Source organism: Pseudomonas sp. LBUM1663 (assembly GCF_059695905.1).
In genome coordinates this window covers 205,784-231,763 of record NZ_CP166792.1, presented here as the reverse complement: position 1 = coordinate 231,763, position 25,980 = coordinate 205,784, and the positions used below count along the sequence as shown (strand labels likewise).

General features: G+C 60.0%; 23 protein-coding genes. 14 read left to right on the top strand and 9 right to left on the bottom strand.

The window, feature by feature from the left end; translation table 11 throughout:
- Positions 1-75: 75 nt before the first annotated feature.
- Complete coding sequence (epsC, locus tag ACA075_RS01050; protein WP_497296937.1) at positions 76-1,002, bottom strand: serine O-acetyltransferase EpsC; 927 nt, start codon at positions 1,000-1,002, stop codon at positions 76-78.
- Between the two features lie 190 nt (positions 1,003-1,192).
- On the opposite strand from epsC, the gene ACA075_RS01045 reads away from it, so the two are divergent.
- The 13 genes from ACA075_RS01045 to ACA075_RS00985 all read left to right on the top strand — a co-directional run bounded on the left by ACA075_RS01045 (position 1,193) and on the right by ACA075_RS00985 (position 14,613).
- Positions 1,193-2,191 carry a D-cysteine desulfhydrase gene (locus ACA075_RS01045; RefSeq protein WP_497296936.1) on the top strand — a complete coding sequence of 333 codons (999 nt, stop codon included), beginning with the start codon at positions 1,193-1,195 and terminating at the stop codon, positions 2,189-2,191.
- Positions 2,192-2,540: 349 nt separating this feature from the next.
- Positions 2,541-3,341 carry a cystine ABC transporter substrate-binding protein gene (gene tcyJ / locus ACA075_RS01040; RefSeq protein ID WP_219093208.1) on the top strand — a complete coding sequence of 267 codons (801 nt, stop codon included), beginning with the start codon at positions 2,541-2,543 and terminating at the stop codon, positions 3,339-3,341.
- Positions 3,341-4,006, top strand: coding sequence for a cystine ABC transporter permease (tcyL, locus tag ACA075_RS01035; protein WP_010464804.1), 666 nt, complete (start codon positions 3,341-3,343; stop codon positions 4,004-4,006). Before tcyJ ends, tcyL begins: the two co-directional genes overlap by 1 nt.
- 4 nt (positions 4,007-4,010) lie before the next feature.
- Positions 4,011-4,766, top strand: a complete 756-nt coding sequence (tcyN, locus tag ACA075_RS01030; RefSeq protein WP_497296935.1) for an L-cystine ABC transporter ATP-binding protein TcyN — start codon at positions 4,011-4,013, stop codon at positions 4,764-4,766.
- A gap of 489 nt (positions 4,767-5,255) precedes the next feature.
- Positions 5,256-6,020: a hypothetical protein gene (locus tag ACA075_RS01025; protein ID WP_497296933.1), complete on the top strand. Its 765-nt coding sequence runs from the start codon at positions 5,256-5,258 to the stop codon at positions 6,018-6,020.
- Positions 6,021-6,412: 392 nt separating this feature from the next.
- On the top strand, positions 6,413-7,654 hold the full coding sequence (locus ACA075_RS01020; protein WP_497296932.1) for an SfnB family sulfur acquisition oxidoreductase: 1,242 nt from the start codon (positions 6,413-6,415) through the stop codon (positions 7,652-7,654).
- A 38-nt stretch (positions 7,655-7,692) separates the two neighbouring features.
- Positions 7,693-8,886 carry an SfnB family sulfur acquisition oxidoreductase gene (locus ACA075_RS01015; protein ID WP_497296931.1) on the top strand — a complete coding sequence of 398 codons (1,194 nt, stop codon included), beginning with the start codon at positions 7,693-7,695 and terminating at the stop codon, positions 8,884-8,886.
- Entirely contained in the window at positions 8,886-10,244 is a 1,359-nt protein-coding gene (locus tag ACA075_RS01010) for an LLM class flavin-dependent oxidoreductase (RefSeq protein WP_497296930.1), read from the top strand. Before ACA075_RS01015 ends, ACA075_RS01010 begins: the two co-directional genes overlap by 1 nt.
- Before the next feature lie 118 nt (positions 10,245-10,362).
- On the top strand, positions 10,363-11,172 hold the full coding sequence (locus ACA075_RS01005; RefSeq protein WP_219093198.1) for a MetQ/NlpA family ABC transporter substrate-binding protein: 810 nt from the start codon (positions 10,363-10,365) through the stop codon (positions 11,170-11,172).
- Between the two features lie 2 nt (positions 11,173-11,174).
- A complete protein-coding gene (locus tag ACA075_RS01000; protein WP_497296929.1) occupies positions 11,175-12,296 on the top strand; it encodes a methionine ABC transporter ATP-binding protein in 1,122 nt (373 codons plus the stop codon).
- Complete coding sequence (locus ACA075_RS00995) at positions 12,286-12,930, top strand: methionine ABC transporter permease (RefSeq protein ID WP_497296928.1); 645 nt, start codon at positions 12,286-12,288, stop codon at positions 12,928-12,930. The genes ACA075_RS01000 and ACA075_RS00995 overlap by 11 nt, the downstream gene beginning before the upstream one ends.
- 542 nt (positions 12,931-13,472) lie before the next feature.
- On the top strand, positions 13,473-13,826 hold the full coding sequence (locus ACA075_RS00990) for a DUF6124 family protein (RefSeq protein ID WP_497296927.1): 354 nt from the start codon (positions 13,473-13,475) through the stop codon (positions 13,824-13,826).
- 157 nt (positions 13,827-13,983) lie between these two features.
- Entirely contained in the window at positions 13,984-14,613 is a 630-nt protein-coding gene (locus tag ACA075_RS00985) for a class I SAM-dependent methyltransferase (protein ID WP_497296926.1), read from the top strand.
- Positions 14,614-14,727: 114 nt separating this feature from the next.
- Here the strand turns inward: ACA075_RS00985 and ACA075_RS00980 are convergent, their stop codons facing one another.
- The 3 genes from ACA075_RS00980 to ACA075_RS00970 are packed head-to-tail and all read right to left on the bottom strand — an operon-like array spanning position 14,728 to position 19,945.
- Positions 14,728-17,781, bottom strand: coding sequence for an efflux RND transporter permease subunit (locus tag ACA075_RS00980; protein ID WP_497296925.1), 3,054 nt, complete (start codon positions 17,779-17,781; stop codon positions 14,728-14,730).
- Positions 17,778-18,845, bottom strand: a complete 1,068-nt coding sequence (locus ACA075_RS00975) for an efflux RND transporter periplasmic adaptor subunit (RefSeq protein WP_497296924.1) — start codon at positions 18,843-18,845, stop codon at positions 17,778-17,780. Before ACA075_RS00975 ends, ACA075_RS00980 begins: the two co-directional genes overlap by 4 nt.
- Positions 18,842-19,945: an efflux RND transporter periplasmic adaptor subunit gene (locus ACA075_RS00970; RefSeq protein WP_497296923.1), complete on the bottom strand. Its 1,104-nt coding sequence runs from the start codon at positions 19,943-19,945 to the stop codon at positions 18,842-18,844. The genes ACA075_RS00975 and ACA075_RS00970 overlap by 4 nt, the downstream gene beginning before the upstream one ends.
- Before the next feature lie 304 nt (positions 19,946-20,249).
- Here ACA075_RS00970 and ACA075_RS00965 point away from each other — a divergent pair, with 304 nt between their 5' ends.
- Positions 20,250-21,410: an AAA family ATPase gene (locus ACA075_RS00965; RefSeq protein WP_497296922.1), complete on the top strand. Its 1,161-nt coding sequence runs from the start codon at positions 20,250-20,252 to the stop codon at positions 21,408-21,410.
- 135 nt (positions 21,411-21,545) lie between these two features.
- Here the strand turns inward: ACA075_RS00965 and ACA075_RS00960 are convergent, their stop codons facing one another.
- The 5 genes from ACA075_RS00960 to ACA075_RS00940 form a co-directional block, all read right to left on the bottom strand.
- Positions 21,546-22,409 (bottom strand): transporter substrate-binding domain-containing protein, encoded by an 864-nt coding sequence (locus ACA075_RS00960; RefSeq protein ID WP_497296921.1) that lies wholly within the window; start codon positions 22,407-22,409, stop codon positions 21,546-21,548.
- Positions 22,406-23,188, bottom strand: coding sequence for an amino acid ABC transporter ATP-binding protein (locus ACA075_RS00955; RefSeq protein WP_497296920.1), 783 nt, complete (start codon positions 23,186-23,188; stop codon positions 22,406-22,408). Before ACA075_RS00955 ends, ACA075_RS00960 begins: the two co-directional genes overlap by 4 nt.
- Positions 23,185-23,844, bottom strand: a complete 660-nt coding sequence (locus tag ACA075_RS00950; RefSeq protein ID WP_403107649.1) for an amino acid ABC transporter permease — start codon at positions 23,842-23,844, stop codon at positions 23,185-23,187. Before ACA075_RS00950 ends, ACA075_RS00955 begins: the two co-directional genes overlap by 4 nt.
- Positions 23,825-24,490 carry an amino acid ABC transporter permease gene (locus ACA075_RS00945; protein WP_489265058.1) on the bottom strand — a complete coding sequence of 222 codons (666 nt, stop codon included), beginning with the start codon at positions 24,488-24,490 and terminating at the stop codon, positions 23,825-23,827. Before ACA075_RS00945 ends, ACA075_RS00950 begins: the two co-directional genes overlap by 20 nt.
- 528 nt (positions 24,491-25,018) lie before the next feature.
- Entirely contained in the window at positions 25,019-25,801 is a 783-nt protein-coding gene (locus ACA075_RS00940) for a MetQ/NlpA family ABC transporter substrate-binding protein (protein WP_219093176.1), read from the bottom strand.
- Positions 25,802-25,980: the final 179 nt, after the last annotated feature.

The following is a 25,980-nucleotide window of genomic DNA, read 5'->3' as shown; positions in this document are numbered from 1 at the left end:
TGTCGTTCGACACAATACCTGTGGGAGCGAGCCTGCTCGCGATGAGGCCGGTTCAGTCAGCGAAAATTCCGGGGCTTACTTCTGCGTCCCATCATCATGCTGCAAATTCGCCTGCGTCAGGTTGCACCCCGGCGGCACGCTACGGGTCAGCCAGACGTTGCCGCCAATGGTCGAGCCCTTGCCAATGGTGATCCGCCCCAAAATCGTCGCGCCGGCATAGATCACCACATCATCCTCAACGATCGGATGCCGCGGATGGCCCTTCTGCAACTGGCCGTCCTCATCCGACGGGAAGCGCTTGGCGCCCAGGGTCACCGCCTGATAAATCCGCACACGCTCACCAATGATCGCCGTCTCGCCGATCACCACACCCGTCCCGTGATCGATGAAGAAGCTGCGACCGATCTGTGCGCCCGGATGGATGTCGATACCGGTGGCCGAGTGGGCGATTTCTGCGCTGATCCGTGCCAGCAGCGGCAGCCCCGCGCGGTACAAATGGTGCGCCAGGCGATGGTGGATCACCGCCAGAATCCCGGGATAGCACAGCAGCACTTCATCGACGCTACGAGCTGCCGGGTCACCGTGATAAGCCGCCAGCACATCGGTGTCCAGCAAGCTGCGCAGCCCCGGCAACGCGAGGGCGAAATCCTGAATGATCGCAATGGTCTTGGCCTCGACTTCGGTGTCGGCCTCGGCGCTGTGGCGAGCGGCGTAACGCAGTTCGAGTCGCGCCTGCGCCAGCAACGCATTCAACGCGACGTCCAGGGTGTGGCCGACGTAGAAGTCTTCACTCTCCTCACGCAAATCCACCGGCCCCAGACGCATCGGAAACAGGGCACCGCACAGCGCTTCAAGTATCTCCGCCATGGCGGCACGGGAAGGCAACTCGCGACCGCCCTGCTCGCCGCTGGCGCGGCCGTATTGTGCGCGCCACTGGTCACGCGCAGTACGCAGTTGACTGACGATGGTCTGCAATTGCCAATGGCTGGAACGCTCGCTCACGGTAAAAACTCCTCACGGGCGGCCGGACTGTCTGGCCGCGTTGTCGGCGATTACTTTACGGCAAGGTCTGGAAGCCGAATTAAGAACCAATTGTGCTGTGTTCCGCACGTTTGGATATAAGCGATTGGCGGTTGCCCATGCATATAGGCGTGCCTATAGTCCTGACATCTCCCTTGGCCAGTACGGACCCATGATCAAACAACAGCTTGCCCGCTTTAACCGCCTCGACCTCCTCGGCCACCCTACCGCACTTGAAAAACTCGAACGGCTGTCGACCTGGCTCGGCCGTGATGTGTACGTCAAACGCGATGACCTGACACCGCTGGCCATGGGCGGCAACAAGCTGCGCAAACTCGAATACCTGGCGGCCGATGCGTTGGCCCAAGGCGCCGACACATTGATCACCGCCGGTGCGCTCCAGTCCAACCACGTGCGCCAGACCGCCGCCATTGCAGCCAAGCTTGGCCTGAGCTGCGTCGCGCTGCTGGAAAACCCGTTGGGCACCGACGACGCCAACTACCTGGGCAACGGCAATCGGCTGCTGCTCGACCTGTTCGATGCGAAGGTCGAACTGGTGGAAAACCTCGACAACGCCGACGAGCAACTGCAAGCCCTGGCCGACCGTCTGCGCAACAACGGCAAGAAGCCTTATCTAGTGCCTATTGGTGGCTCCAATGCGCTGGGCGCTTTGGGTTATGTGCGCGCCGGGCTGGAACTGGCCGAGCAGATCAAGGACACCGGCCTGCAATTCGCTGCCGTGGTCCTGGCCTCGGGCAGTGCCGGGACCCACAGTGGTCTGGCGTTGGCACTGAGTGAAGCACTGCCGGATTTGCCAGTGATTGGTGTCACGGTTTCCCGCAGCGATGAGGATCAGCGGCCGAAAGTCCAGGGCCTGGCCGAGCGCACTGCCGAGTTGCTGGGCGTGAGCCTGCCGGCGAGTTTCAAGATCGAACTGTGGGACGAATATTTCGGCCCGCGTTATGGCGAGCCGAATGCCGGGACGTTGGCGGCGGTAAAGCTGGTGGCGAGTCAGGAAGGGTTGTTGCTGGATCCGGTTTACACCGGTAAAGCCATGGCCGGGTTGCTTGATGGCATCGGTCGTCAGCGCTTTAACGACGGCCCGATCATCTTCCTGCACACGGGCGGTGCGCCGGCGTTGTTTGCCTATAAAGATTCGCTGACCAGTTGAAGTCTTCCTGTGGCGAGGGAGCTTGCTCCCGCTGGGGTGCGCAGCGCCCCCAAGACCTGCACCACGGTTTCTCAGTTGTACGCGGAGACTGCGTTTGCGACTGCTGCGCAGTCGAACGGGAGCAAGCTCCCTCGCCACAGGGGATTGTGTGAATCGCATATGCAATTAAGCAATAACAAACATAATATTTATTATTTTCCTATCTAAAAGCGCCATCATATAGTCACGCCGCAGGCGAATTTGCAGCGAGACGCATACGCTGCTTTAGGGCAGGATATTGCAGTCGTCCAAATCCCGATTTTGCCAACATTCCTAAAAGCGTCTTCATAAGAAAACACAGGGGCTTGTCATGAATTTTTCCGCACTACGTCGAAATCTGCTGGTCGGTTCGCTGGGCCTGGCGCTGAGCGCCGGTCTGCTGGGGCAAGCGGTTGCCGGTGAGCAGCTGCAAAAAATCAAGGACGCAGGCGTGATCAACGTCGGTCTGGAAGGCACCTACCCACCGTTCAGCTTCGTCGACGCCGACGGCAAACTGGCCGGTTTCGAAGTCGAGTTCTCCGAAGCCCTGGCCAAAGAACTGGGCGTGAAGGTCAAACTGCAACCGACCAAATGGGACGGCATCCTCGCGGCGCTGGAATCCAAGCGTCTGGACGCAGTGATCAACCAGGTGACTATCTCCGAAGAGCGCAAGAAGAAGTATGACTTCTCCGAGCCGTACACCGTTTCCGGGATTCAGGCGCTGGTGCTGACCAAGAAGGCTGCGGAGCTGAACATCAAGACTGCCGCCGATCTGGCCGGCAAGAAAGTCGGCGTAGGCCTGGGCACCAACTACGAGCAATGGCTCAAAGACAATCAGCCTAAAGCCATCATCAAGACCTATGACGATGATCCGACCAAGTTCCAAGACCTGCGCGTCGGCCGCATTGACGCCATTCTGATCGACCGCCTCGCCGCACTGGAATACGCCAAGAAAGCCAAGGACACCACCGCCGCCGGCGAAGCGTTCTCCCGCCAGGAAGCCGGTATTGCCCTGCGCAAAGGCGAGCCTGAGCTGCTGGCTGCGGTGAACAAAGCCATCGACAAGCTGCGTGCCGACGGTACGCTGAAAAAGCTTTCGGAAAAATACTTCAGCGCTGACGTCACTCAATAATGGAAGAAGCTTTCCAACTTGCACTGGACTCCCTGCCTTTCCTGCTCAAGGGGGCCTACTACACGGTCATCTTGAGCCTGGGCGGGATGTTCTTCGGCCTCATGCTGGGCTTCGGCCTGGCACTGATGCGCCTGTCGCGCTTCAAGCTGGTGAGCTGGATCGCCCGCATCTACGTGTCGTTCTTTCGCGGCACGCCGTTGCTGGTGCAACTGTTCGTGATCTATTACGGCTTGCCGCAATTGGGCATGGAACTCGATCCGCTGCCGGCGGCCCTGATCGGCTTCTCGCTGAACATGGCCGCTTACGCCTGTGAAATCCTGCGTTCCGCGATCAGCTCCATCGAGCGCGGTCAGTGGGAAGCTGCCGCCAGCATCGGCATGACCCGTGCGCAGACCCTGCGCCGGGCCATCATCCCGCAAGCGATGCGCACCGCATTGCCGCCGCTGGGCAACAGCTTCATTTCGCTGGTCAAGGACACCGCGCTGGCCGCCACCATCCAGGTACCGGAGCTGTTCCGCCAGGCGCAGCTGATCACAGCACGCACCTTCGAAGTGTTCACCATGTACCTTGCCGCCGCGCTGATCTACTGGATTCTGGCCACGGTGCTCTCGCACCTGCAGAACAAGTTGGAAGAGCGGGTCAATCGGCACGACCAGGAGTCCTGACCCAATGATTGTCGTGGAAAAACTGACAAAGCAGTTCAAGGGTCAAGTCGTGCTCAACGGCATCGATCTGCAAGTGAAGGAAGGTGAGGTCGTCGCGATCATCGGGCCGAGCGGTTCGGGTAAAACCACGTTCCTGCGCTGCCTGAATTTCCTGGAAGAACCCACCAGCGGCCGGATCAAGGTCGGTGACATCGAGATCGATGGCAGCCGCCCGTTGAATCAGCAGCAGAACCTGGTGCGGCGCTTGCGTCAGCATGTCGGATTCGTGTTTCAGAACTTCAACTTGTTCCCCCATCGCACCGCTCTGGAAAACGTCATCGAAGGCCCGATCATCGTGAAGAAGATCCCGCACGCCGACGCCGTTGCCCTGGGTAAAAAGCTGTTGGCCAGGGTTGGCCTGGCGGGCAAGGAAGACGCTTACCCGCGACGCCTTTCCGGTGGTCAGCAACAGCGTGTGGCGATTGCCCGTGCGCTGGCGATGGAGCCGGAAGTGATCCTGTTCGATGAACCCACCTCGGCGCTCGATCCGGAGCTGGTGGGTGAAGTGCTGGCGACCATCCGCAGCCTGGCCGAAGAGAAGCGCACCATGGTGATCGTCACCCACGAAATGGGCTTTGCCCGGGACGTGGCCAACCGTGTGGTGTTTTTCGACAAGGGTGTGATCGTCGAGCAAGGCGAAGCCAAGGCGTTGTTTGCCAACCCGAAAGAAGAACGGACTAAACAGTTCCTCAGCAAGTTCCTGAATAACGCCCACCATTAATATCGCTTCACTACTTGTTAACTTCCATGGATGGAAGTGACAACTTCCCCACCCCCCACATCGTTCGACACTCTCTTTTCGTTCATTCGAACAATAGATCAGTTTTTACAACTGCATGTGGTACATATATATGTCCTGCAACAGATTCAACGCGCCTAAAATCCGCCAAATCCAGTGCCCTCGATGAGCACACGGTCGCCGCCACCCACCCTTGAAAATCGACAAATACGCGGCGAAATTCGACGGAGCGATGCGGCTTATTAACTTCAAGGTGTAGGACTTTTCTGAATAGCACTAAATACACTACTTAACTAGCCAGCTCTATTGACACCTATTCAAGCGCACTCTTATCTAGTCTCCAGCAGGCGTCAACCACCGTTCCAAACCATTATTGAAACTTGCAAATAGTGAACAACTTTGTTGCTCGGTAATACACGCCTTTTGAGTTTTCAGAAACGGACTTCGCTGCAAGGCTTCAAGGAGAAACCCATGACAAGCACCTCGAATAAATCCGGACTTGCGGCCCCTACCCTGGCGCAATCCCACAAGACTGGCATCAATGTCACTTCGGCGGCCCATCTGCTGATCGATGTGGCGCCCTACCCCGGCATGGACGAAGGCGACCTGATCGAATTGTTCTGGGACAACTGCTACGTCGCTTCCCGCGTCCTCACGGCCGATGATGTCGGCGAAGTCGTCAGCCTGCGTGTGCCGCAAAGCTTTATCGCCAATGGCTCCTCCTGCATTCACTACCGCGTCATGCAGGTCGGACAAGGGCCGGCGCTGTCGCTCGCCACGCGGGTACAGATCAAGCTCGATTGCCCGGGTGGTCAGCCACTCACGCTGTGCGGTCACGAAAACGAGTACCTGGCACCGGTGGGCATCCCCGAAACCATTCGCCGTCAGGGGGTCAATCCGAACCAGATAAAGCGCGGCGTACCGTTGACCATCGAGCCTTACCTGAACATGGCCGTCGACGATGAAATCACCCTGCGCTGGGGTGATGTGCGCATGGACCTGCCGCAGCTCAAAGCCGATGAGGTGGGCCAGCCCGTTCAGGTCTGGGTGCCGCCGGCGATCATTCTCGAAGCCGGCGAAGACCTTCGGCTGGAGGTGACTTATTGCATCCTCGATCGGGTGGGCAACAACTCCGGCTGGGCACCGCCGCGCAGGCTCAAGATCGGTTGCGCCAATCCCTATCTTAAAGTGCCGTTCAAAGAAGAATTGAAAGCCGCCGAAACGCGCAAACCCTGAGATCCCCTGTAGCAGCTGCCGAGCCTGCGAGGCTGCGTTCGGCTGCGCAGCAGTCGTTAAAACTGAGCACGCGGTCCTATGAAATACCGAGTTGGCTGGTTTTGCGACTGCTTCGCAGCCGAACGCAGCCTCGCAAGCTCGGCAGCTGCTACAAGGCAAGTGTTGTTCCACAAACAGTGGGCGCTGACACCCTTCTATGCATATTCCTAAAAGTTAGTTTATTTAATTTTTATACGCGCTTACGGTATATGCACCGGACCACCGGACATTCTTGTTTTTATTTCGCCGCAACCATCGCGGCGACCCATGAGATGTGAGGTAGGTATGGTCCGGAACACAATCACCCCAGTGCAGATCGCCAGGGCATTGCGTGCAGCCAAGGAGCGGCACTGATGTCCAGTCTGGCAGATGCAATCGTTCAGAGTGATCTGGACATCGCCCCCCTGTTGTTGCCCGCGCAGGTCTTGCGCAACGACGCACAAGCCATCAAGGCCGCCCATGAGCTGGCGCAAGTCGCCCGCCTGCAAGCGGCCAAACGTGACCGGCAGCGCAAGTTGCCATGGTCGGAAATCGAACAGTTCACACGCAGCGGATTGGGCAGCATTGCCATCCCGCGCGAGTACGGTGGCCCACAAGTTTCGTTCGTCACCCTGGCCGAAGTTTTCGCGATCATTTCCGCGGCAGACCCGGCACTGGGACAGATCCCGCAGAACCAGTTCGGCATTCTGAACCTGGTACTCGGCAGCGCCACCGAGGCGCAGAAAAAACAGCTGTTCAAAAGCGTGCTCGAAGGCTGGCGCATCGGCAATGCCGGGCCGGAACGCGGCACCAAAAACACCCTGGAACTCAAAGCGCGGATCACCGCAGACGGGGATGGTTTTGTCATCAGCGGGCAGAAGTTTTACTCCACCGGCGCACTGTTCGCCCATTGGGTGGCGGTCAAGGCGCTGAACGACGACGGCAAGCAAGTGCTGGCCTTCGTCCGTCGCGGCACACCGGGCCTGCGCATCGTGGATGACTGGTCGGGCTTCGGTCAGCGCACCACCGCCAGCGGAACCATTTTGCTCAACAACGTGCGGGTCGACGCCGAGCTGGTGGTGGACAACTGGAAGATCAACGACAGCCCGAACATCCAGGGTGCCGTGTCGCAATTGATTCAAGCCGCCATCGACGCGGGCATCGCCCGCGGTGCCATCGACGACGCCATCGAATTCGTGAAAACCCGTGCCCGGCCGTGGATCGACGCCAAGGTCGAACGGGCCAGCGATGACCTCTACGTCATCGCCGATATCGGCAAGTTGAAAATCGAACTGCACGCCGCCGAAGCGCTGCTGCGCAAGGCCGGACAAGTGCTCGATCAGGTCAACGCTGCGCCACTCACTGTCGAGTCCGCCGCGCGTGCCTCGATCGCCGTGGCCGAAGCCAAAGTGCTGACCACCGAGATCTCGCTGCTCGCCAGCGAAAAGCTCTTCGAACTGGCCGGCAGCCGCGCGACCCTTGCCGAGTTCAACCTCGACCGCCACTGGCGTAACGCCCGCGTGCACACGTTGCACGACCCGGTGCGCTGGAAGTATCACGCCGTCGGCACTTACCACCTCAACGGCACGCTGCCCGCTCGCCACTCCTGGATCTAACGACCAGAACACTTTTGACCAGATCTCTGGAGAAACACATGACTCTTTCTCACCACGTCGCGGTCATAACCAGCGATGAGCAAGCCCTGATCATCGCTACCGATCTGGCCGAAGATTTCAAACGCGACAGCGCCCTGCGCGACCGCGAACGTCGCCTGCCGCACCCGGAGCTGGAAGTGTTTTCCCGCTCAGGTCTTTGGGGCATCAGCGTGCCCAAGGAGTACGGCGGCGCGGGCGTTTCCAACGTCACCCTGGCCAAAGTGATCGCACTGATTGCCCAGGCTGACGGCTCGCTTGGACAGATCCCGCAGAACCATTTCTACGCCCTCGAAGTGCTGCGCGTGAACGGCAGCGAAGAGCAGAAACAACGCCTGTACGCCGAAGTGCTCGCCGGCCAGCGCTTCGGCAATGCCTTGGCGGAACTGGGCACCAAAACCGCCCACGACCGCGTCACCAGCCTGACCCGCGACGGTGACGGTTATCGCATTAACGGTCGCAAGTTCTACGCGACCGGCGCGATCTACGCGCAACGCATTCCGACGTCGGTGGTGGATGAAAACGGCGTGCAGCAACTGGCGTTCGTCCCCCACAACAGCAAAGGCCTGACCGTCATCGACGACTGGAGCGGTTTCGGCCAGCGCACCACCGGCAGCGGTTCGGTGGTGTTCGAAGACGTCTACGTCGCCGCCGAAGACGTCATCCCGTTTCAAAGTGCGTTCGAGCGCCCGACCACCGTTGGCCCGCTGGCACAGATTCTTCACGCTGCCATCGACACCGGCATCGCCCGCGCCGCCTATGAAGATGCCCTGCACTTCGTGCGCACCAAAACTCGGCCGTGGATCGACGCCACCCATGAAAAAGCCACTGATGACCCGCTGACCATCAAGAGTTTCGGCCACCTGAGCATTCGCCTGCACGCCGCCGAAGCCTTGCTGGAACGCTCCGGCGAATTCCTCGACAAGGCCCAGGCCAACACCAACGCCGAGACCGTCGCCGCCGCCTCGATTGCCGTTGCCGAAGCCCGCGCCATTAGCACCGAAATCTCCCTCGCCGCCGGCAGCACGTTGTTTGAACTGGCCGGCAGCCAGGCGACGCTGATCGAACACGGCCTCGATCGCCACTGGCGCAACGCCCGGGTGCACACGCTGCACGACCCGGTGCGCTGGAAGTATCACGCCGTCGGCAACTACTACCTCAACGATGAAAACCCTCCGCTGCGAGGGACCCTCTGATGGCCGAGGCGAAAAAGAAGATCCTGCTCAACGCGTTCAACATGAACTGCATCGGGCACATCAACCACGGCCTGTGGACGCATCCACGGGACACCTCCACCCAGTACAAAACCATTGAATACTGGACCGAACTGGCGCAGTTGCTGGAGCGCGGGTTGTTCGACGGCCTGTTCATCGCCGATATCGTCGGGGTTTACGACGTCTACCAGAACTCGGTCGACGTGCCGCTGAAAGAGTCGATCCAGCTACCGGTCAACGACCCGCTGCTGCTGGTTTCAGCCATGGCGGCGGTGACAAAAAACCTCGGCTTCGGCCTCACCGCCAACCTGACTTACGAACCGCCGTACCTGTTCGCCCGCCGCATGTCGACGCTCGATCACCTGAGTCGCGGCCGGGTCGGCTGGAACATCGTCACCGGCTACCTCGACAGCGCCGCCAAAGCCATGGGCCTGAGCGAACAGGTGGAACATGACCGCCGTTACGACCAGGCCGATGAATACCTCGAAGTGCTCTACAAACTCTGGGAAGGCAGCTGGGAAAACGGCGCGGTGCTGAATGACCCGCACCAGCGGATCTACGCCCAACCGGAAAAAGTGCACAAGGTCGAGCACAAGGGCGAGTTCTATCAGGTCGAGGGTTATCACCTCTGCGAGCCGTCGCCGCAGCGCACGCCGGTGCTGTTCCAGGCCGGCAGTTCCGATCGCGGTTTGCTGTTCGCCGGGCGTCACGCCGAGTGCGTGTTCATCAGCGGGCAGAACAAACCGTCGACCAAAGTTCAGGTGGACAAGGTTCGCGCCAGCGCTGTTGAAGCCGGGCGCAATCCCGAAGACATCAAGGTGTTCATGGGCTTGAACGTGATCGTCGGCGCCACTGAAGAAATGGCCTGGGCCAAGCACGCCGAGTACCTGAGCTACGCCAGCGCCGAGGCCGGTGTCGCGCATTTTTCGGCGTCGACCGGGATCGACTTCTCCGAGTACGAGATCGACGAACCGATCCAGTACGTGAAGAGCAACGCCATCCAGTCAGCGACCAAAAACCTGCAGAACAACGACTGGACCCGGCGCAAATTGCTCGAGCAACACGCCCTCGGCGGCCGCTACATCACGGTGGTCGGTTCGCCTGAGCAAGTGGCGGACGAACTCGAATCGTGGATCGCCGAAACCGGGCTCGATGGCTTCAACCTGACACGGATTGTCACGCCGGAAAGCTATGTGGATTTCATTGAGCTGGTGATTCCTGAGTTGCAGCGGCGTGGGTCGTACAAGACCGCTTATGACGACGGCAGCCTGCGGGAAAAGCTGTTTCACGGCGAGGCGTATTTGCCTGAGCAACATACGGGCTCGGCGTTTCGCCGCTAAAAGCATCGCCAGCAAGCCGGCTCCTACAAGGACAACGCATTCCCCTGTAGGAGCCGGCTTGCTGGCGATGAGGCCCTGACAAACACTCCAAAATTATGCCCTGACTGGAAAAAACCTCATGAAAAAGAATTCCCTCTCCCACCCAGTCAAAGCACTGGCCCTGGCCCTCGGCCTCTTCAGCTCTGTCACCTTCGCCGCCGACGCGCCGCTGAAAGTCGGCACCACCGCCGCCTTCGCCATCCCGCTGGAAGCCGCCGTCGAGGAAGCCAAAAAACAAGGCCTGCAAGTCGACCTCGTGGAGTTCAGCGACTGGATCGCCCCCAACGTCAGCCTCGCGGCCGGCGACATCGACGTGAATTACTTCCAGCACGTCCCGTTCCTCGAAAACGCCAAAGCCGCCGCCGGTTTTGACCTGGTGCCGTTCGCGCCGGGGATCATCAACAACGTCGGCCTCTACTCGAAAAAATACAAAAGTTTTGACGAGTTGCCGCAAGGCGCCAGCGTCGCCATTGCCAACGACCCGATCAACAGCGGTCGCGGCCTGCAACTGCTGGCCAAGGCTGGCCTGATTACCCTCAAACCGGGCGTCGGCTACAAGGCCACCGAAGAAGACATCATCGCCAACCCGAAGAAAATCAAAATCCTCCAGGTTGAAGCCGTGCAACTGGTGCGTGCCTATGACGACGCCGATCTGGTGCAGGGCTACCCGGCCTACATCCGGTTGTCGAAGACCTTCGATGCCGGTTCGGCGTTGCTGTTTGATGGCCTCGATCACAAGGAATACGTGATCCAGTTCGTGATCCAGCCGAAAAGCAAAACCGACCCGCGCCTGATCAAGTTTGTCGATATCTACCAGCATTCGCCGGCCGTTCGTGCGGCGCTGGACAAGGCCCACGGCAAACTCTATCAAGCCGGTTGGGAAAGCTGAGGATGACGGCTGCGATCCAACGGCGACTGGATATTCCAGAGCCACATAAAGCCGAACAGACCGAACTGCACCCTGACCTGAACCGCGCTCACGTGCGCTTCATCGGTCTGGGCAAAACCTACACCGGCCAGCAGGGTCCGGTGGCGGCGTTGCACGGCATCGATCTGGCGATCCAGCGCGGTGAGGTGTTTGGCATCATCGGTCGCAGCGGCGCCGGCAAGTCGTCGCTGATCCGCACCATCAACCGTCTCGAACAACCGAGCAGCGGCCGGGTGCTGATTGATCAAGTGGACATCGGCGAGTTCGATGAAGACCGCCTGGTCGCGCTACGCCGACGGATCGGCATGATCTTCCAGCACTTCAACCTGATGTCGGCCAAGACCGTTTGGCAGAACGTCGAGTTGCCGCTGAAAGTCGCCGGCGTGCCCAAGGAAAAACGCGAACAGAAAGTCCGCGAACTGCTGGAACTGGTCGGCCTGCAAGGCAAGCACAAGGCCTATCCGGCGCAGCTGTCCGGCGGACAGAAACAGCGCGTCGGTATCGCCCGCGCCCTGGTGCATGACCCGGAAATCCTGCTGTGCGACGAAGCCACTTCGGCGCTGGACCCGGAGACCACGCAATCGATCCTCGGCCTGCTGCGCGAGATCAATCAGCGGCTGGGTTTGACCATCGTGCTGATCACCCACGAGATGGCGGTGATCCGCGATATCTGCGATCGGGTGGTGGTGCTCGAACACGGAAAAATCGTCGAGCAAGGGCCGGTCTGGGAAGTGTTCGGCAACCCGCGGCATGAGGTCAGCAAGACCTTGCTCGCGCCGCTGCAACATGCGCTTCCGGAAGAACTGCAAAGCCGTTTGCGCCCACAACCTCAGTCCTCGGACGCAGCGGTTTTGTTACGTTTGCGCTTCACCGGCAGCGCGACGGACGAACCGGACCTGGCAGCACTGTTCAGCGCCCTCGGTGGTCGTGTGAGGTTGCTGCAAGGTGGCGTGGAACGCATTCAGGGCCACGCGCTGGGGCAATTGCTGCTGGCGGTGACCGGTTCGTCGCTCGACGCTGAAGAATTGCGTCAGCGCGCCGGCCACTGGGCGCAACAGGTGGAGGTGCTCGGTTATGTGGTTTGATCGCTTGCTGCAAGGCTTCATCGACACGTTTCTGATGGTGGGCGTGTCGTCGCTGATTGCGCTAATGGCGGGCATTCCGCTGGCGGTGATTCTGGTCACCAGTTCCAAGGGCGGCATCTACGAAGCGCCGGCGCTGAACCGCGTACTGGGCGCCTTCGTGAACCTGTTCCGCTCGATTCCGTTCCTGATTCTGATGGTGGCGCTGATTCCGTTTACCCGGTTGATCGTCGGCACCACATACGGTGTCTGGGCCGCCGTAGTGCCGCTGACGATTGCGGCCACGCCGTTCTTTGCGCGCATTGCAGAAGTCAGTTTGCGCGAGGTGGACCACGGCTTGATCGAAGCGGCGCAAGCGATGGGCTGCCGGCGCTGGCACATCGTCTGGCATGTGTTGTTGCCCGAGGCGCTGCCGGGGATTGTCGGCGGTTTCACCATCACGCTGGTGACCATGATCAACTCGTCGGCCATGGCCGGTGCGATTGGCGCGGGCGGGTTGGGGGACATTGCATATCGGTATGGGTATCAGCGGTTTGATAGCCAGATCATGCTGACGGTGATTGTGCTGCTGGTGGTGTTGGTGGCGATTATCCAGCTCGGCGGTGATCGGTTGGCGCGGGGGCTCAATAAGCGCTGAACACGGTCAAGGTTGTAGAGCTTTTGTGGCGAGGGAGCTTGCTCCCGCTCGATTGCGCAGCAATCGCAAGATCTATAGACCGGGTTGATCTGACCTGACTCACCTCTTTGAATGGCTTGGGGCCGCTTCGCAGCCCAGCGGGAGCAAGCTCCCTCGCCACAAAAGCGCCCTCGACACAGGCAACTTCCTTCGTGACAGGGGGAACATTTCCCACAGGAAAATCAGTGTGCCTACAGCCCTGTTCCCTTTCATTTGCAGGACATTTCCTAGATCATTCCGCTCGCTTGCGCCGGTGGATTCTCGTGGCTAGTCTCCGTCCGTCACTGCTCATCAGTGATCGGGTTTAGTCGCCCGGACCGGACGCATAGCGCCCCCCATTCTCAGGCATTTCCTTTGCCTGAAATTTAATGGTGGCTGTGCGTAGGGCACCTTCGGGTGCGCCGGTTCCCGGTGTCCGGTCGACTAACCTGCGTGCAGCCGCCACCCCTAATTCGTTTAGTCGCGAGATCGGTTGGCTCCAACTAATCACCGGAGTTTTACCAATGAAAAGATCTGTCCCCGATCCACCGCCCGAGACAACCACCGAAAGCAAACCCTCCGATCCACTCAGAGATCGCTCCGCGCTTTACCGCGCCATCGATTTCTACCTCACCGGCAACCAGCCCTCTCCACCGGATGAATTGCGGTTCTACAACGTCAGCGAAGATGTCAGTTTCGAAGATGCGCAGCTCTACCTCGCTGACCTGCTTCGTTGTGCTTCTGTTTCGGCGTATCAATGTGGTGAACACCTGAAAGGCGCGGACCGAGCCATGGTGTTTTCCGTTTGGCATTTGCTGGAGATTGCCAAAGCCATGGTTGATCGCTCCATTGATTGTTTGGGGATGAAGCAAGGCTGAGACGTCGGTCGGTAGTTACATCGCTATCGCGGGCAAGCCCGCTCCCACAGGTGTGCGCGATCAACTGTGGGAGCGGGCTTGCCCGCGATTGGCTGCACAGCAGCCACCGGCCTCATGGCGTATATTCGCCAAATCCCCATTGCCTGCGCAGCCGACCATGAAACAAACCCCTGACGACCTCCAGAAGATCACCGCCACCACCCTGAGCCATTACAACTCGGTGGCCGAAGGTTTTCGCGAAGGGACTCGCGATCATGACGTCAGCCAGAACATCGACGCCCTGCTGCGGCATATTCAGGGCGAGGCGCCGTTCGATGTTCTCGATTTCGGCTGTGGGCCGGGTCGGGATTTGCAGACGTTCACGCGCATGGGCCACACGGCTGTCGGGCTCGACGGTTCAGAGAAGTTTGCGCAAATGGCGCGTGAGGACAGTGGATGCGAGGTGTGGCAGCAGGACTTTCTGAAGCTGGATCTGCCGGCCGAACGCTTTGACGGGATTTTTGCCAACGCGGTGTTGTTTCATATCCCGCGCCAGGAATTGCCCCGGGTGTTGAAGGAATTGCGCGGGGCGTTGAAGCCGGGTGGTGTGTTGTTCAGTTCCAATCCGCGTGGCGAGAATCAGGAAGGCTGGAACGGGCCGCGGTATGGGGCGTATCACGATCTTGAGACTTGGCAGCAATTGCTGACTGAGGCGGGGTTTGTGGAGTTGGAGCATTACTACCGGCCGGCGGGGCTGCCGCGGGAGCAGCAGCCTTGGTTGGCGAGTGTTTGGCGTAAGCCGGTGTAGCCTGACAGGACGCCATCGCGAGCAGGCTCGCTCCTACAGTTGACCGAGTTGTCCAGACGGACGCGGTCCCCCTGTGGGAGCGAGCCTGCTCGCGATGAGCGCGCAGCGCTCGCCTTACTGCACCTCTTTTTTCGGCTCGCGGATTTTGTACCAGGCAACGTAAAGCGCCGGCAAAAACAGCAACGTCAGCAACGTCGCAATAATGATCCCGCCAATCATCGCGTAGGCCATCGGCCCCCAGAACACTTCCCGGGCAATCGGGATCATCCCCAGGCTGGCCGCCGCAGCGGTCAGCAGAATCGGTCGGCGTCGATGCTCCGTGGCCTGCGCCACGGCATCCCAAGGTGAAACGCCCTCGTTCTCCAAGGCATCGATCTGGGTCACCAGAATCACCGAGTTGCGGATGATGATGCCGATCAGCGCCAGAATCCCCAGGATCGCCACAAAGCCCATTGGCGTGCCCGTCGGGATCAGCGCCAGCACCACGCCGATCAAGCCGAGCGGCGCGACGCTGGCCACCAGGAACAGCTTCTGCACGCTGTGCAGCTGGATCATGAGGAAGGTCGCCATCAGGAACAACATCAACGGCACCACCTTGGCAATCGGCCCCTGGGCCTTGCCGCTTTCCTCCACCGTGCCGCCCGTGGCGACCGAGTAACCCACCGGCAAACTGGCGGCGAATTTGTCGATATCAGGCTTGAGCTGTTTCACCAGGTCGGTCGGCTGAATCTCGTCGCGCACCGCCGCCTTGATGGTGATGGTCGGCTTGCGGTCGCGACGCCAGACCAGCGGCTGCTCAAGTTCATAGCGCACCGTGGCGAAGGCCAGCAGCGGAATCGACGTGCCGCTCGGGGTCACGATCTGCAAGTTCTGCAGGGTTTCCGGCGTGCCGCGTTCCGCGTCCACCGCGCGCCCCACGACGTTAATCAGGTAGATATCGTCATCCACCTGCGTGACTTGCGAGCCGACCACAATGCTGTTCATCAGGTTGGCCACGTCTTCCGACGACAGCCCCAATTGCCGCGCCTTGTCCTGAGCGATCTCGATGCGCAGGACTTTGCCGGGTTCGTTCCAGTCGTAAATGATCTCGCCGATGTGCGAGTTCTTGTCCAGCTCGGTGGCCAGGGCGATGGCGTGCTTGCGCACCTGATCGATGTCCTTGCCGCTCACCCGGTACTGAATCGGGCGACCCACCGGAGGGCCCATTTCCAGCGCCTGGACGTAGCTGCCGATGCCGACGAAATCTTTGCGCAGCCGCTCGCGCAAGCGCTGGCTGAGTGCGTTACGCGATTCCAGGCCTTTGCTGACGATCACCAATTGCGCGTAGTACGGGTTTTGCAATTGTTGGTCGAGGGGCAGGTAGAAACGGATCGCCCCCTCGCCGATGTAAGTGCTCCAGCGCACGATGTCCGGATCATCCTTGAGCGTCGCTTCGAGCTTGTCCACCGCCTTGCGCGTTTCGGCGATCGAGGCGTTTTGCGGCAGGTTCAGGTCGACGAGAATTTCCGGGCGGTCCGACGACGGGAAGAACTGGTTCTGCACGAACTGCATGGAAAACACCGAGGCCACGAACAGCGCAATGGTGATACCGATCGCCCACCAGCGATTACGCATGGCCCAAAACATCCCGTAATTGAATGCGCGGCCAATGCGACCCGGCTCGGCGGCATGGGGTTTCACGTTGGTGCTGAGAATGTGCACGCCGATCACCGGAGCGAACAATACGGCGACAACCCACGACACCAGCATCGCCACCGCGATAACGGCAAACAGGGTGAAGGTGTACTCGCCCGCCGAGCTGGCGTTCAAGCCGATGGGCACGAAACCGGCGACCGTCACCAATGTACCGGTGAGCATCGGGAACGCCGTGGAGGTGTAGGCGTATGTCGCCGCCTGCTCCTTGGTCTCGCCCATTTCCAGGCGCGTGACCATCATCTCGACCGTGATCATTGCGTCGTCCACCAGCAGGCCGAGGGCGATGATCAGCGCACCGAGGGAAATCCGCTGCATGGTGATGCCGCTGTATTCCATGAAGATGAACACCATGGCCAGCACCAGCGGGATCGAGCACGCCACCACCAGCCCGGCGCGCACACCGAGGCTGACGAAGCTGACGATCAGCACGATGACCACCGCTTCGAACAAGGCACTGGTGAAGCCGCCGACGGCTTTTTCCACCACTTCGGCCTGGTCGGACACCGTGTACACACCGACGCCCACCGGCAAGTCCGCGGTCAGCTCGGTCATGCGCTGGTGCAACGCCTTGCCGAATTCCTGAATGTTGCCGCCCTTCTTCATGGCAATGGCGAGGCCGATGCCCGGGTGGCCGTTGAAGCGAAACTCCGGGGTCGCCGGGTCAACGTAGCCACGGCTGATGTCGGCGATGTCGGCCAGGCGGTAGAAGCGGTCATTGAGCCGCAGGTTGACGTTGGCCAGGTCTTTCTCGGAAGCGAACTGCCCCGAGGTGCGCACCGAGATGCGCTCCGGCCCGGCCTCGATCACACCGGCCGGGGTCACCGCGTTCTGGGTTTGCAGGCTTTGCACCACCTGGCGCTGATCGATGCCCAGCGCCGCCAGTTTGCGGGTGGAGAAGTTCAGGTACAGGACTTCATCCTGCTCACCGACCATCTCGACCTTGCCAAGCCCCGGCACTTCACGAATTTCAGCGCGAACCTGTTCCACGTAATCGCGCAACTGGCGCATCGACAAGCCGTCGGCGGTAAAGGCGTAGACCGAACCGTACACATCACCGAATTCGTCGTTGAACCCCGGCCCTTGCAGGCCCTGGGGGAAGTCGCCACGAATGTCGTTGATCTTCTTGCGCACCTGGTACCAGATTTCCGGGATGTCCTTGGCACTGGTGGTGTCGCGCAGGTTGACGAACACCGTCGATTCGCCGGGCCGTGTGTAGCTTTTCACGTAGTCGAGGGAGTCGAGCTCTTCGAGTTTTTTCTCGATGCGGTCAGTGACCTGCTTGAGGGTTTCTTCCTGGGTCGCGCCCGGCCAGCGGGTCTGGATGACCATGGTCTTGATGGTGAACGACGGGTCTTCCTCGCGGCCCAGGTTCATGTACGAGAACACGCCCATCAGCAGCGCGACGAACATCAAATACCAGACAAACGACTGATGCTTGAGGGCCCATTCGGATAAGTTGAAACTCCCTTTCATTGGGGGCTGTCCTCGTCGATTTTCACTTTCTGCCCGGGTTTCAGGCTGTTCACACCCGCGCTGACCACCCGTTCACCGGACTTCACGCCACTGGCCAGGATCATCGTTGAATCCGTGCGGCTGACCAGGCTGACGTCCCGTGGGGAAACGGTCTGGGTCTGCGTATCGATGACCCAGATGCGCGATTTGCCATCGACTTCCTGCAGCGCGCTCAGCGGCAATTCGATACGCGGTTTGATCGCTGAACTGAGGGTGACGCTGATCGCGGTGCCCAAGCGAAAACCGGGCGGTGTGTCTGTCAGGGTCAGGCGGGCTCGACGGGTACGGGTCGCACTCTGGGCCTGGGGCTCGATTTCACGAACGATGGCGGTGGTGTTGATGCTCGGGTCCAGTTGCGCCGCGACTTGAAACACGACGTCGGCCGGGAGCTGGTCGACCAAGGTGTCCGGCAGGTCGATCACGGCTTCCTTGATGTCCGGCTGCGCCAGGGTCACCACTTGTTGGCCGGCGGTGACGACTTGCCCGGCTTCGGCATTCCACGCGGTGACCACGGCTTTGTGATCCGAGCGCAATTCGACGTAGTTGAGCTGATCCTTGGCCTGATCGACCGCCGCTTTCGCTTGATCCAGGGAGGCCTGGGTGGTCTTGAGGTCGGTCTGGGCGGCATCGAGTTGCGCCTGGGCGCCGACGCCGCGATCGAACAATTCCTGCTGCCGCCGGGCACTGGCCTGGGCATTGATGAATTGCGCCTGAATGCTGGCCAGGTTCCCCTGGGCGGAACGCAGCTGGTTTTGCTGATCGGTCGGGTCCAGCGTGGCGAGCAGCGCGCCCTTTTCGACTTCGGCACCGACATCGACGTTACGGCTGGCGATGCGCCCTGGCACGCGGAACCCGACATTGCTTTCATAGCGGGCCTGGATGCTGCCGGCGAAGCGGCCGAGATTTTCCTCGTCCAGCGGCTGGACCTTGACCGACAGCACCGGGCGTATCGGCTCCGGCGGCGGTTCTTCTTTCGAGCAGGCCGCCAGCATGACCGCCGTGCACACCAGTAACAGACGCTTCATGGCTGGGCTTCCACAGCGAGATCCTTGTAGGTGTTTTCGGCGATTTCAACTTTCACGCCGGGGTGCAGCAACTGACCGCCCGCGATGACGACTTTTTCGCCGCTCTTCAGGCCGGCGCTGATGATCACTTTGCCGGTCAGGTAACGACCGACCGTTACGGTGTGCAGTTGCGCCTTGCCTTCACCGTCCACCAGCCATACCGCCGGATCGCTGAGGTTTTTGGTCAGGGCCGACCACGGCAATTCCACGGCGGACTTGCCTGGTGTCTTGGCCGTGGCGCTCACCACCGAGCCCAGTTGCATGCCCTCGGGCAGGCCGTCGAGGGTGACTTTGACTTGCACGGTGCCGGTCTGTGCGGACACCGCCGGTGTGATCTCCCGAACGGTGCCGGTGGTTTTGATCGCCGGGTTGTCGAGCAGGCTGACCACGATGGTTTTATCCTCCGGCGCCTCGGCCAGCAGCGATTCGTAGACGTTGAACACCGCGTCACGCTCACCATCGCGCGCCAGGCTGAAAATCGGCACCGTCGCCTGCACCACTTGGCCGACCTCGGCCTGACGCGCCGTAATCACGCCTGGCGCCTCGGCAATCAGCGCGGTGTAGCCGAGCTGTTCACGGGCGTTGGCGAGTTGCGCCTGGGCAGCGGTCAACGCGCTCTGACTGCTGCGCAAGGCGGCTTGCGCGGAATCGTATTCGCTTTGGCTGGTGTAGCCCTTGGGCAGGAGTTTTTGCTGGCGGACGAACGCGGCGGCGGTCTGTTTGACCCGGGCCTGTTCGGCGGTGACTTGGGCCTTGGCCGAATCGACGTTGGTCTGCAGGTCCTTGGGATCGAGCTTGGCCAGCACTTGTCTGGCCGACACCCGGTCACCGACATCGACCATGCGCTGAATGATCTTGCCGCCCACGCGGAACGACAATTCGGTCTGGACCCTGGCCTGAACATCGCCGGTTAGCGTCACCGACGCAGCGTAATCCAAGGGTTTGACCTCCTGGACGAAGACCCGTGGACGGTCCTTCTCTACCGGTTTTTTATCGCCACACGCGGTCAGCAGCGCAAGGAGGCTCAGACCAACCACTGTTTTCAATCCGGGACCAGCCATGCAGACTCCTTTGCGTTGTACGGACGTGCCAATGGCGATACGACTGTGAGCTTAGAACAGGGTTCCACGGGTGCATCCGGCGTCGACAAATATAGCGATCACACCACAATCCTTGTAGCAGCTGGCGAAGCCTGCGTTCGGCTGCGCAGCAGTCGTAAAATCAGCGCTTGCGGTACATCAGGTGCACCGTGCAACCCGGTTTTACGACTGCTACGCAGCCGAACGCAGGCTTCGCCAGCTGCTACAAGATCACGATGTCCCGACAATAAGGCAAACTGGCCGACTACGCAGCAGGAAGCTCCCCATGCTCAAAACCCTCGCGGTGGCCAATTACCGCTCGATCAACAAGTTGGTGATTCCGCTGGGTCGGTTGAACCTGATCACCGGCCCCAACGGCAGCGGCAAGTCCAACCTGTACCGCGCGTTGCGCCTGCTGGCGGAAACCGCTCAGGGCGGCGTCGTCAATGCCCTGGCCCGCGAGGGCGGGCTGCATTCGACGTTCTGGGCCGGGCCGGAAAACATCACCCGGCGCATGAGTAATGGTGAAGTCCCGATCGAGGCAACCGTGCGCCACGGCGCCAAACGCCTGCGCCTGGGGTTTGCCGGTGAGGATTTCAGCTATTCGATCGCCCTGGGGTTGCCGGAGCCGAGCGAATCCGCGTTTTCCCTGGACCCGGAAATCAAGAAGGAATGCATCTGGAACGGCCCGCTTTACCGCCCGGCCAGTCTGCTGGTGGATCGCGACGGCCCGATGATCCGCAACCGGGCCGGTCGTGGCTGGGACGTGCTGGCCCACCACACGCCGAATTTCGACAGCCTGTTCGATCAGGTCGGCAGCTTCCGTACCTCCCCGGAAGTCATGCAACTGCGAGAATTCATCCGCCGCTGGCGCTTCTACGATCACTTTCGCAGCGATGCCGATGCGCCGGTGCGCCAACCACAATTGGGCACCCGCACGCCGGTGTTGCACCACGACGGTCGTGACCTTGCCGCTGCGTTGCAGACGATTCGTGAAATCGGCGATCCCGAGGCGTTGCAGTCCGCGATCAGCGACGCGTTCCCCGGCGCACGATTGAACATCGCGCCGTTGCAGGGTGGGCGGTTTGCGATTGAGTTTTTCCAGGAAGGGTTACTGCGACCGTTGTCCGCGGCCGAGTTGTCGGACGGGACCTTGCGCTATTTGCTGCTGGTGGCGGCGCTGCTGACGCCTCGGCCGCCGACGCTGATGGTGCTGAACGAGCCGGAAACCAGTTTGCACCCGGACCTGTTGCCGGCGTTGGCCCGGTTGATTATCCGGGCGTCGGAGCAGTGTCAGGTGTGGGTGGTATCCCATGCGCGGCGGTTGATCTCGGCGTTGCAGGAGGACCTGGAGTGCAATTGCATTGTGCTGGAGAAAACATTGGGCCAGACAGGGATCGTGGGTCAGCGGATGCTGGATGAGCCAGCTTGGCATTGGCCGGACTGAATCAGCGCCTGATAAACCGCTTTCGCGAGCAGGCTCGCTCCTACAGTTGACCGAGTTGTCCCGGCGGACACGGTCCAATGTGGGAGCGAGCCTGCTCGCGATGACGGCCGCAAGCTCACTGCAAAGGTCAGTGACTCAGCCCTGCCACTTCCCACCCTCGACAATCACGCTCTCAGGCTTGGTGTCATCGCTCAGCTCTTTACGCACATATTGGTCATACAGCTTGAGCAAATACTTCTCCTCGCCCAGCTTCGCCAACTCGGCATTCACCCAATCACGCAGCTCGATGTTGCCCTTTTTCACCGCCGGTGCAATCGGTGCTTCGGCACCCAACGTCTGGCTCAGCACGCGATAGCCAGGGTTCTGCTTGGCCCAACTGAACAGCACCAGATTGTCCTGCGCATACGCATCGCCGCGCCCATTGGCCAGCGCTTGCAGTGACTCGGAGTTTTTCTCGAATTTCAGCAGTTTCCAGTCCGGGTGATTCTTGGTCAGCCAGATATCGGCCGTGGTGCCGGTGGTGACGATGGTGGTGCGAGTCGCCAGGTCATCGAGGTTCTTCACCGTGCTGGCTTGCGGAACCAGCGCCTGCACCGCGACCTTGAGGTTCGGGTTGGTGAATTCCACCGCTTCCTTGCGTTCCGGGGTGACGGTCATGTTGGCCAGGATCAGGTCGACCTTGTCGCTTTGCAGGAAGGGAATCCGGCTGGCAGGTTCCACCGCGACGAACTCGACTTTGTTCTCGTCGCCCAACAGGTCCTTGGCGAATTGACGGCCGATGTCGGTATCGAAACCCACATAACGCCCGGCTTCATTGACGAAACCAAACGGCGGTTTGTCGGTGAAGACGCCGACGATCAGCTTGTCCCGAGCCTTGATTTTTTCCAGATAACTGGCGGTGGCCGCAGGCTTGGCGGGTTCTTCGGTTTTGTTGCAGCCGGCCAGCAAAGCGAGGCCGAGCAGCGGGAGTAGCAGCAGTGAAGTCTTGGCAGTTTTCATAGCGGTTCCAGTTCCTTTGTTTGAGTCGTTTTGGGTAAAGCGGCGACATAGGAGAACTTCTCCAGGAACTGCTGCGCTCGTGCGGTTTGCGGGTTCGTAAAGAAAATCTCGGGTGGGTTTTGTTCGAGGATTCGCCCGGCATCCATGAACACAATTCGGTCTGCCACGGCGCGGGCGAAGGCCATTTCGTGGGTAACGATCAGCAGGGTCATGCCCTCGCGGGCCAGGCCTTGAATGACTTCCAGCACTTCCTTGACCATTTCCGGGTCGAGGGCGGCGGTGACTTCGTCGAAGAGCATGACCTTGGGGTTCATGCACAGCGAACGGACGATGGCGATGCGTTGCTGCTGGCCACCGGAGAGCTGACGCGGGAAAGCATCGCGCTTGTCCAGCAGGCCCACGCGCGCCAGCAAGGCTTCGGCCTGATCGCGGGCTTCGCGGCGGTCGCGTTTCTGTACTTTGATCGGGCCGAGCAGCAGGTTGTCGAGCACGCTCATGTGCGGGAACAAGTGATAACTCTGGAACACCATGCCAATCTGCTGCCGCACTTCGCGCCAGTCGGTGCCCTTGTCCAGTAACTCGCGACCGGCAAAGTTCAGGCTGCCGCTGTGGGCGACTTCCAGGCCGTTGAGGCAGCGCAGCAAGGTGCTTTTGCCGCAACCGCTGGGGCCGAGGATGACGATCACTTCGCCTGACGTCACGTGCAGGTCGATACCGTCCAGCACTTGCTGGTCGCCGAAAAACTTGTTGAAACCCTTGAACTCGATCAATGCGCTCATGCTTGCGTCCAGCGCCGCTCCAGCACACGCGAGGCGGCCGACAGCGGGTAGCAGATGAAAAAGAAAAACAGGAACAACGCGCCGTAGATCAGCACGGATTCGTAAGTGCGTTCGATGATTTGCTGGCCGACCTTGATCACGTCCACCACACCGATCAGCACTGCGAGGGAGCTGGTCTTGATGATGCGCGTGTAGACGTTGATGGTCGGCGGCGTCATGCGTTTCAGCGCCTGGGGCAGGAGCACGTAGCCGTAGAGTTGCGGGCCGTCCAGGCCTATCGACAACCCCGCTTCACGCTGCCCGCGTGGCAACGAATGCAACGCGCCACGCACCACTTCGCCAACTTCACTGGCGCCCCACAGCGACAGCACCAGCACCGCGCACCAGAAGCTTGGAATGCTCAGGCCGAAAAAGATCGGCAGGCCAAAAAACAGCAGGTACAGCCACACCAGCACCGGGATAGCCCGGAACAGTTCCAGGTAGACCCGCAGGATCGCGTTCAGCCATTTGACGTTCAGCGTGCGCAATACACCGTAGAGCACGCCGCCAACGGTGCTGATGGCGATGCTCAGAAAAGAGATCGACAAGGTTTGCGCCGCACCTTTGCCCAGTTGCGGCAAGGACACCCAAAGCAACTCAAGACCCGAACTGGCCATGCTGGAGCCTCCTTTCCAGGCGGCTGAGCAGCAGCGACAGTGGCAAGAACAGCAGCACGCAAATCAGCGTCAGCACGGCGAGCATTTCGTAGGTTTTGTAGTAAAGCGCGATGTAGCTCTTGGTGGTGTAGAGAATCTCCGGCACCGCCACCGCCGAGACCACGGTGGTTTCCTTGAGCAGGAAGATGAAATTGGCGAACAGCGACGGCAGGCTGAGAATCCCGGCTTGCGGCAGGATTACGTAGCGCAACAATTGCCCGTGGGACAAGCCGATGGAGCGGCCGGATTCGAGTTGAGCCAGCGGCACTGCATCGACCCCGGCGCGCAGTACTTCGGTCAGGTAAGCGCCGCCGAGAAAGGTCATGGTGATGATCGCCGCAGCAAACCCCGAGACCTTGATGCCCAGTGCCGGCAAGGCGAAGTAAACGAAGAACAGCTGGATCAGTAGCGGCGTGTTGCGCGCCAACTCGACGTAGAGCCCGACCAGCCGCTGCAGGTAGGGCGTGCGAAACACCAGAATCGTTGCGTTGATCAAGGCCACCAGCAACGATGTGCCGATGGCGATAAAGCCGACCTGCAGCGTCACGCCCACGGCTTTGAGAAACGCCGGCAGGGTGCTGAGGATAAATGCGTAATCGAAGTTCATTGAACATCCTGGACGTCGCGGGGTAAGCGACGGTGGTGCAGTCAATGGGCAGTGGATAACTGTCCGGCAGGAACCGACTTTAAAGGTATAAAAAAAAGAATTTAAATACCTTTAAAGCATATTGATATCACGCAAAAAACTATCCTGCGGATTTGCCGTGGCGAAGGAACACGACTATTTTCCTTGCAGCTGTAGGAGGGATCTTTTTTTCAGAAAGCCCCTCCAAGGACGCACAGCTTTTGGCCAGACTCCCTGGCCGAACCCTCACAAGGAAGAGAAAAATGGCTGACTTGAAAGTGCCACAGCGGTTGGATCCGCAGGAAATCGTGAAGTTATTGGTGGCATTGCGCCGGGCGCTGGAGGCCAGAGTGGCCTAACGCTCGTGAGGCGAGCAGATTCCCCTGTGGCGAGGGGGCTTGCCCCCTCGCCACAAAAGCTCCCTCGCCACAGGTTTCTCGCACGCAAAAAAACGCCGACGCTATTGCTAGCCGTCGGCGTTCGAAACCTTGAAGGGGTTTACCTCGCGAATCAGAACGCCGGCAGTACCGCACCGCTGTACTTCTTGGCGATGAATGCTTTCACTTCCGGGCTGGTCAAGGCTTTGGCCAGTTTCTGGATGGCGACGCTGTCCTTGTTGTCCGGACGAGCCACCAGGAAGTTCACGTAAGGCGAATCGGCACCTTCGATCACCAGTGCGTCTTTAGCCGGGTTCAGGCCTGCTTCCAGCGCGTAGTTGGTGTTGATCAAATCCAGATCCACTTCCTTCAGAACGCGCGGCAACATGGCCGACTCCAGTTCCTTGAACTTGAAGTTGTGCGGGTTCTTGGCGATGTCTTTCGGAGTGGACAGGGCGTTTTTCGGGTCTTTCAATTCGATCAGGCCAGCCTTCTGCAGCAGGAGCAGGGCACGGCCACTGTTGCTGCCTTCGTTTGGCAGAGCGATGGTCGCGCCGTTTGGCAGCTCGGCCAGGGATTTGTATTTGCTTGAGTAGCCGCCGAACGGTTCAACGTGAACACCGATGACGGTTTCCAGGTTGGTGCCTTTGCCTTTGTTGAAGCTATCCAGATAAGGCTTGGTCTGGAAGTAGTTGGCATCCAGACGTTTTTCAGCGACCTGTACGTTCGGCTGAACGTAGTCGGTGAACACTTTGATTTCCAGGTCCACGCCTTCTTTGGCGAGGGTTGGCTTGATCAGTTCAAGAATCTCGGCGTGTGGAATCGGGGTTGCCGCAACCACCAGTTTCTCGCCAGCCTGGGCCAGGCCCGCGGTCAGGGCAGCCGCCAGTGCGGTGAACAACAGAACCTTTTTCATGCAGTGTCCTTATCGAAAATCACGGTCGTCATCGACGACGGCTATTAGTACGTGTGCCAGTGAAGTGCTATCGCTGGCGTGAAGCGGACAATACCGGGATTTTTTATTCCCGAACAATATCTTTTATTCACTTTCATATTCCATTTTGTTCATACAGCTCTAGCCCGCTGGTTACCTGT

Excerpts from the sequence above, each read along its gene's own strand:
- ACA075_RS01045 (WP_497296936.1), top strand. The coding sequence starts at position 1,193 with ATGATCAAACAACAGCTTGCCCGCTTTAACCGCCTCGACCTCCTCGGC.
- tcyJ (WP_219093208.1), top strand. The coding sequence starts at position 2,541 with ATGAATTTTTCCGCACTACGTCGAAATCTGCTGGTCGGTTCGCTGGGC.
- tcyL (WP_010464804.1), top strand. The coding sequence starts at position 3,341 with ATGGAAGAAGCTTTCCAACTTGCACTGGACTCCCTGCCTTTCCTGCTC.
- tcyN (WP_497296935.1), top strand. The coding sequence starts at position 4,011 with ATGATTGTCGTGGAAAAACTGACAAAGCAGTTCAAGGGTCAAGTCGTG.
- ACA075_RS01025 (WP_497296933.1), top strand. The coding sequence starts at position 5,256 with ATGACAAGCACCTCGAATAAATCCGGACTTGCGGCCCCTACCCTGGCG.
- ACA075_RS01020 (WP_497296932.1), top strand. The coding sequence starts at position 6,413 with ATGTCCAGTCTGGCAGATGCAATCGTTCAGAGTGATCTGGACATCGCC.
- ACA075_RS01015 (WP_497296931.1), top strand. The coding sequence starts at position 7,693 with ATGACTCTTTCTCACCACGTCGCGGTCATAACCAGCGATGAGCAAGCC.
- ACA075_RS01010 (WP_497296930.1), top strand. The coding sequence starts at position 8,886 with ATGGCCGAGGCGAAAAAGAAGATCCTGCTCAACGCGTTCAACATGAAC.
- ACA075_RS01005 (WP_219093198.1), top strand. The coding sequence starts at position 10,363 with ATGAAAAAGAATTCCCTCTCCCACCCAGTCAAAGCACTGGCCCTGGCC.
- ACA075_RS01000 (WP_497296929.1), top strand. The coding sequence starts at position 11,175 with ATGACGGCTGCGATCCAACGGCGACTGGATATTCCAGAGCCACATAAA.
- ACA075_RS00995 (WP_497296928.1), top strand. The coding sequence starts at position 12,286 with ATGTGGTTTGATCGCTTGCTGCAAGGCTTCATCGACACGTTTCTGATG.
- ACA075_RS00990 (WP_497296927.1), top strand. The coding sequence starts at position 13,473 with ATGAAAAGATCTGTCCCCGATCCACCGCCCGAGACAACCACCGAAAGC.
- ACA075_RS00985 (WP_497296926.1), top strand. The coding sequence starts at position 13,984 with ATGAAACAAACCCCTGACGACCTCCAGAAGATCACCGCCACCACCCTG.
- ACA075_RS00980 (WP_497296925.1), bottom strand. The coding sequence starts at position 17,781 with ATGAAAGGGAGTTTCAACTTATCCGAATGGGCCCTCAAGCATCAGTCG.
- ACA075_RS00975 (WP_497296924.1), bottom strand. The coding sequence starts at position 18,845 with ATGAAGCGTCTGTTACTGGTGTGCACGGCGGTCATGCTGGCGGCCTGC.
- ACA075_RS00970 (WP_497296923.1), bottom strand. The coding sequence starts at position 19,945 with ATGGCTGGTCCCGGATTGAAAACAGTGGTTGGTCTGAGCCTCCTTGCG.
- ACA075_RS00965 (WP_497296922.1), top strand. The coding sequence starts at position 20,250 with ATGCTCAAAACCCTCGCGGTGGCCAATTACCGCTCGATCAACAAGTTG.
- ACA075_RS00960 (WP_497296921.1), bottom strand. The coding sequence starts at position 22,409 with ATGAAAACTGCCAAGACTTCACTGCTGCTACTCCCGCTGCTCGGCCTC.
- ACA075_RS00955 (WP_497296920.1), bottom strand. The coding sequence starts at position 23,188 with ATGAGCGCATTGATCGAGTTCAAGGGTTTCAACAAGTTTTTCGGCGAC.
- ACA075_RS00950 (WP_403107649.1), bottom strand. The coding sequence starts at position 23,844 with ATGGCCAGTTCGGGTCTTGAGTTGCTTTGGGTGTCCTTGCCGCAACTG.
- ACA075_RS00945 (WP_489265058.1), bottom strand. The coding sequence starts at position 24,490 with ATGAACTTCGATTACGCATTTATCCTCAGCACCCTGCCGGCGTTTCTC.
- ACA075_RS00940 (WP_219093176.1), bottom strand. The coding sequence starts at position 25,801 with ATGAAAAAGGTTCTGTTGTTCACCGCACTGGCGGCTGCCCTGACCGCG.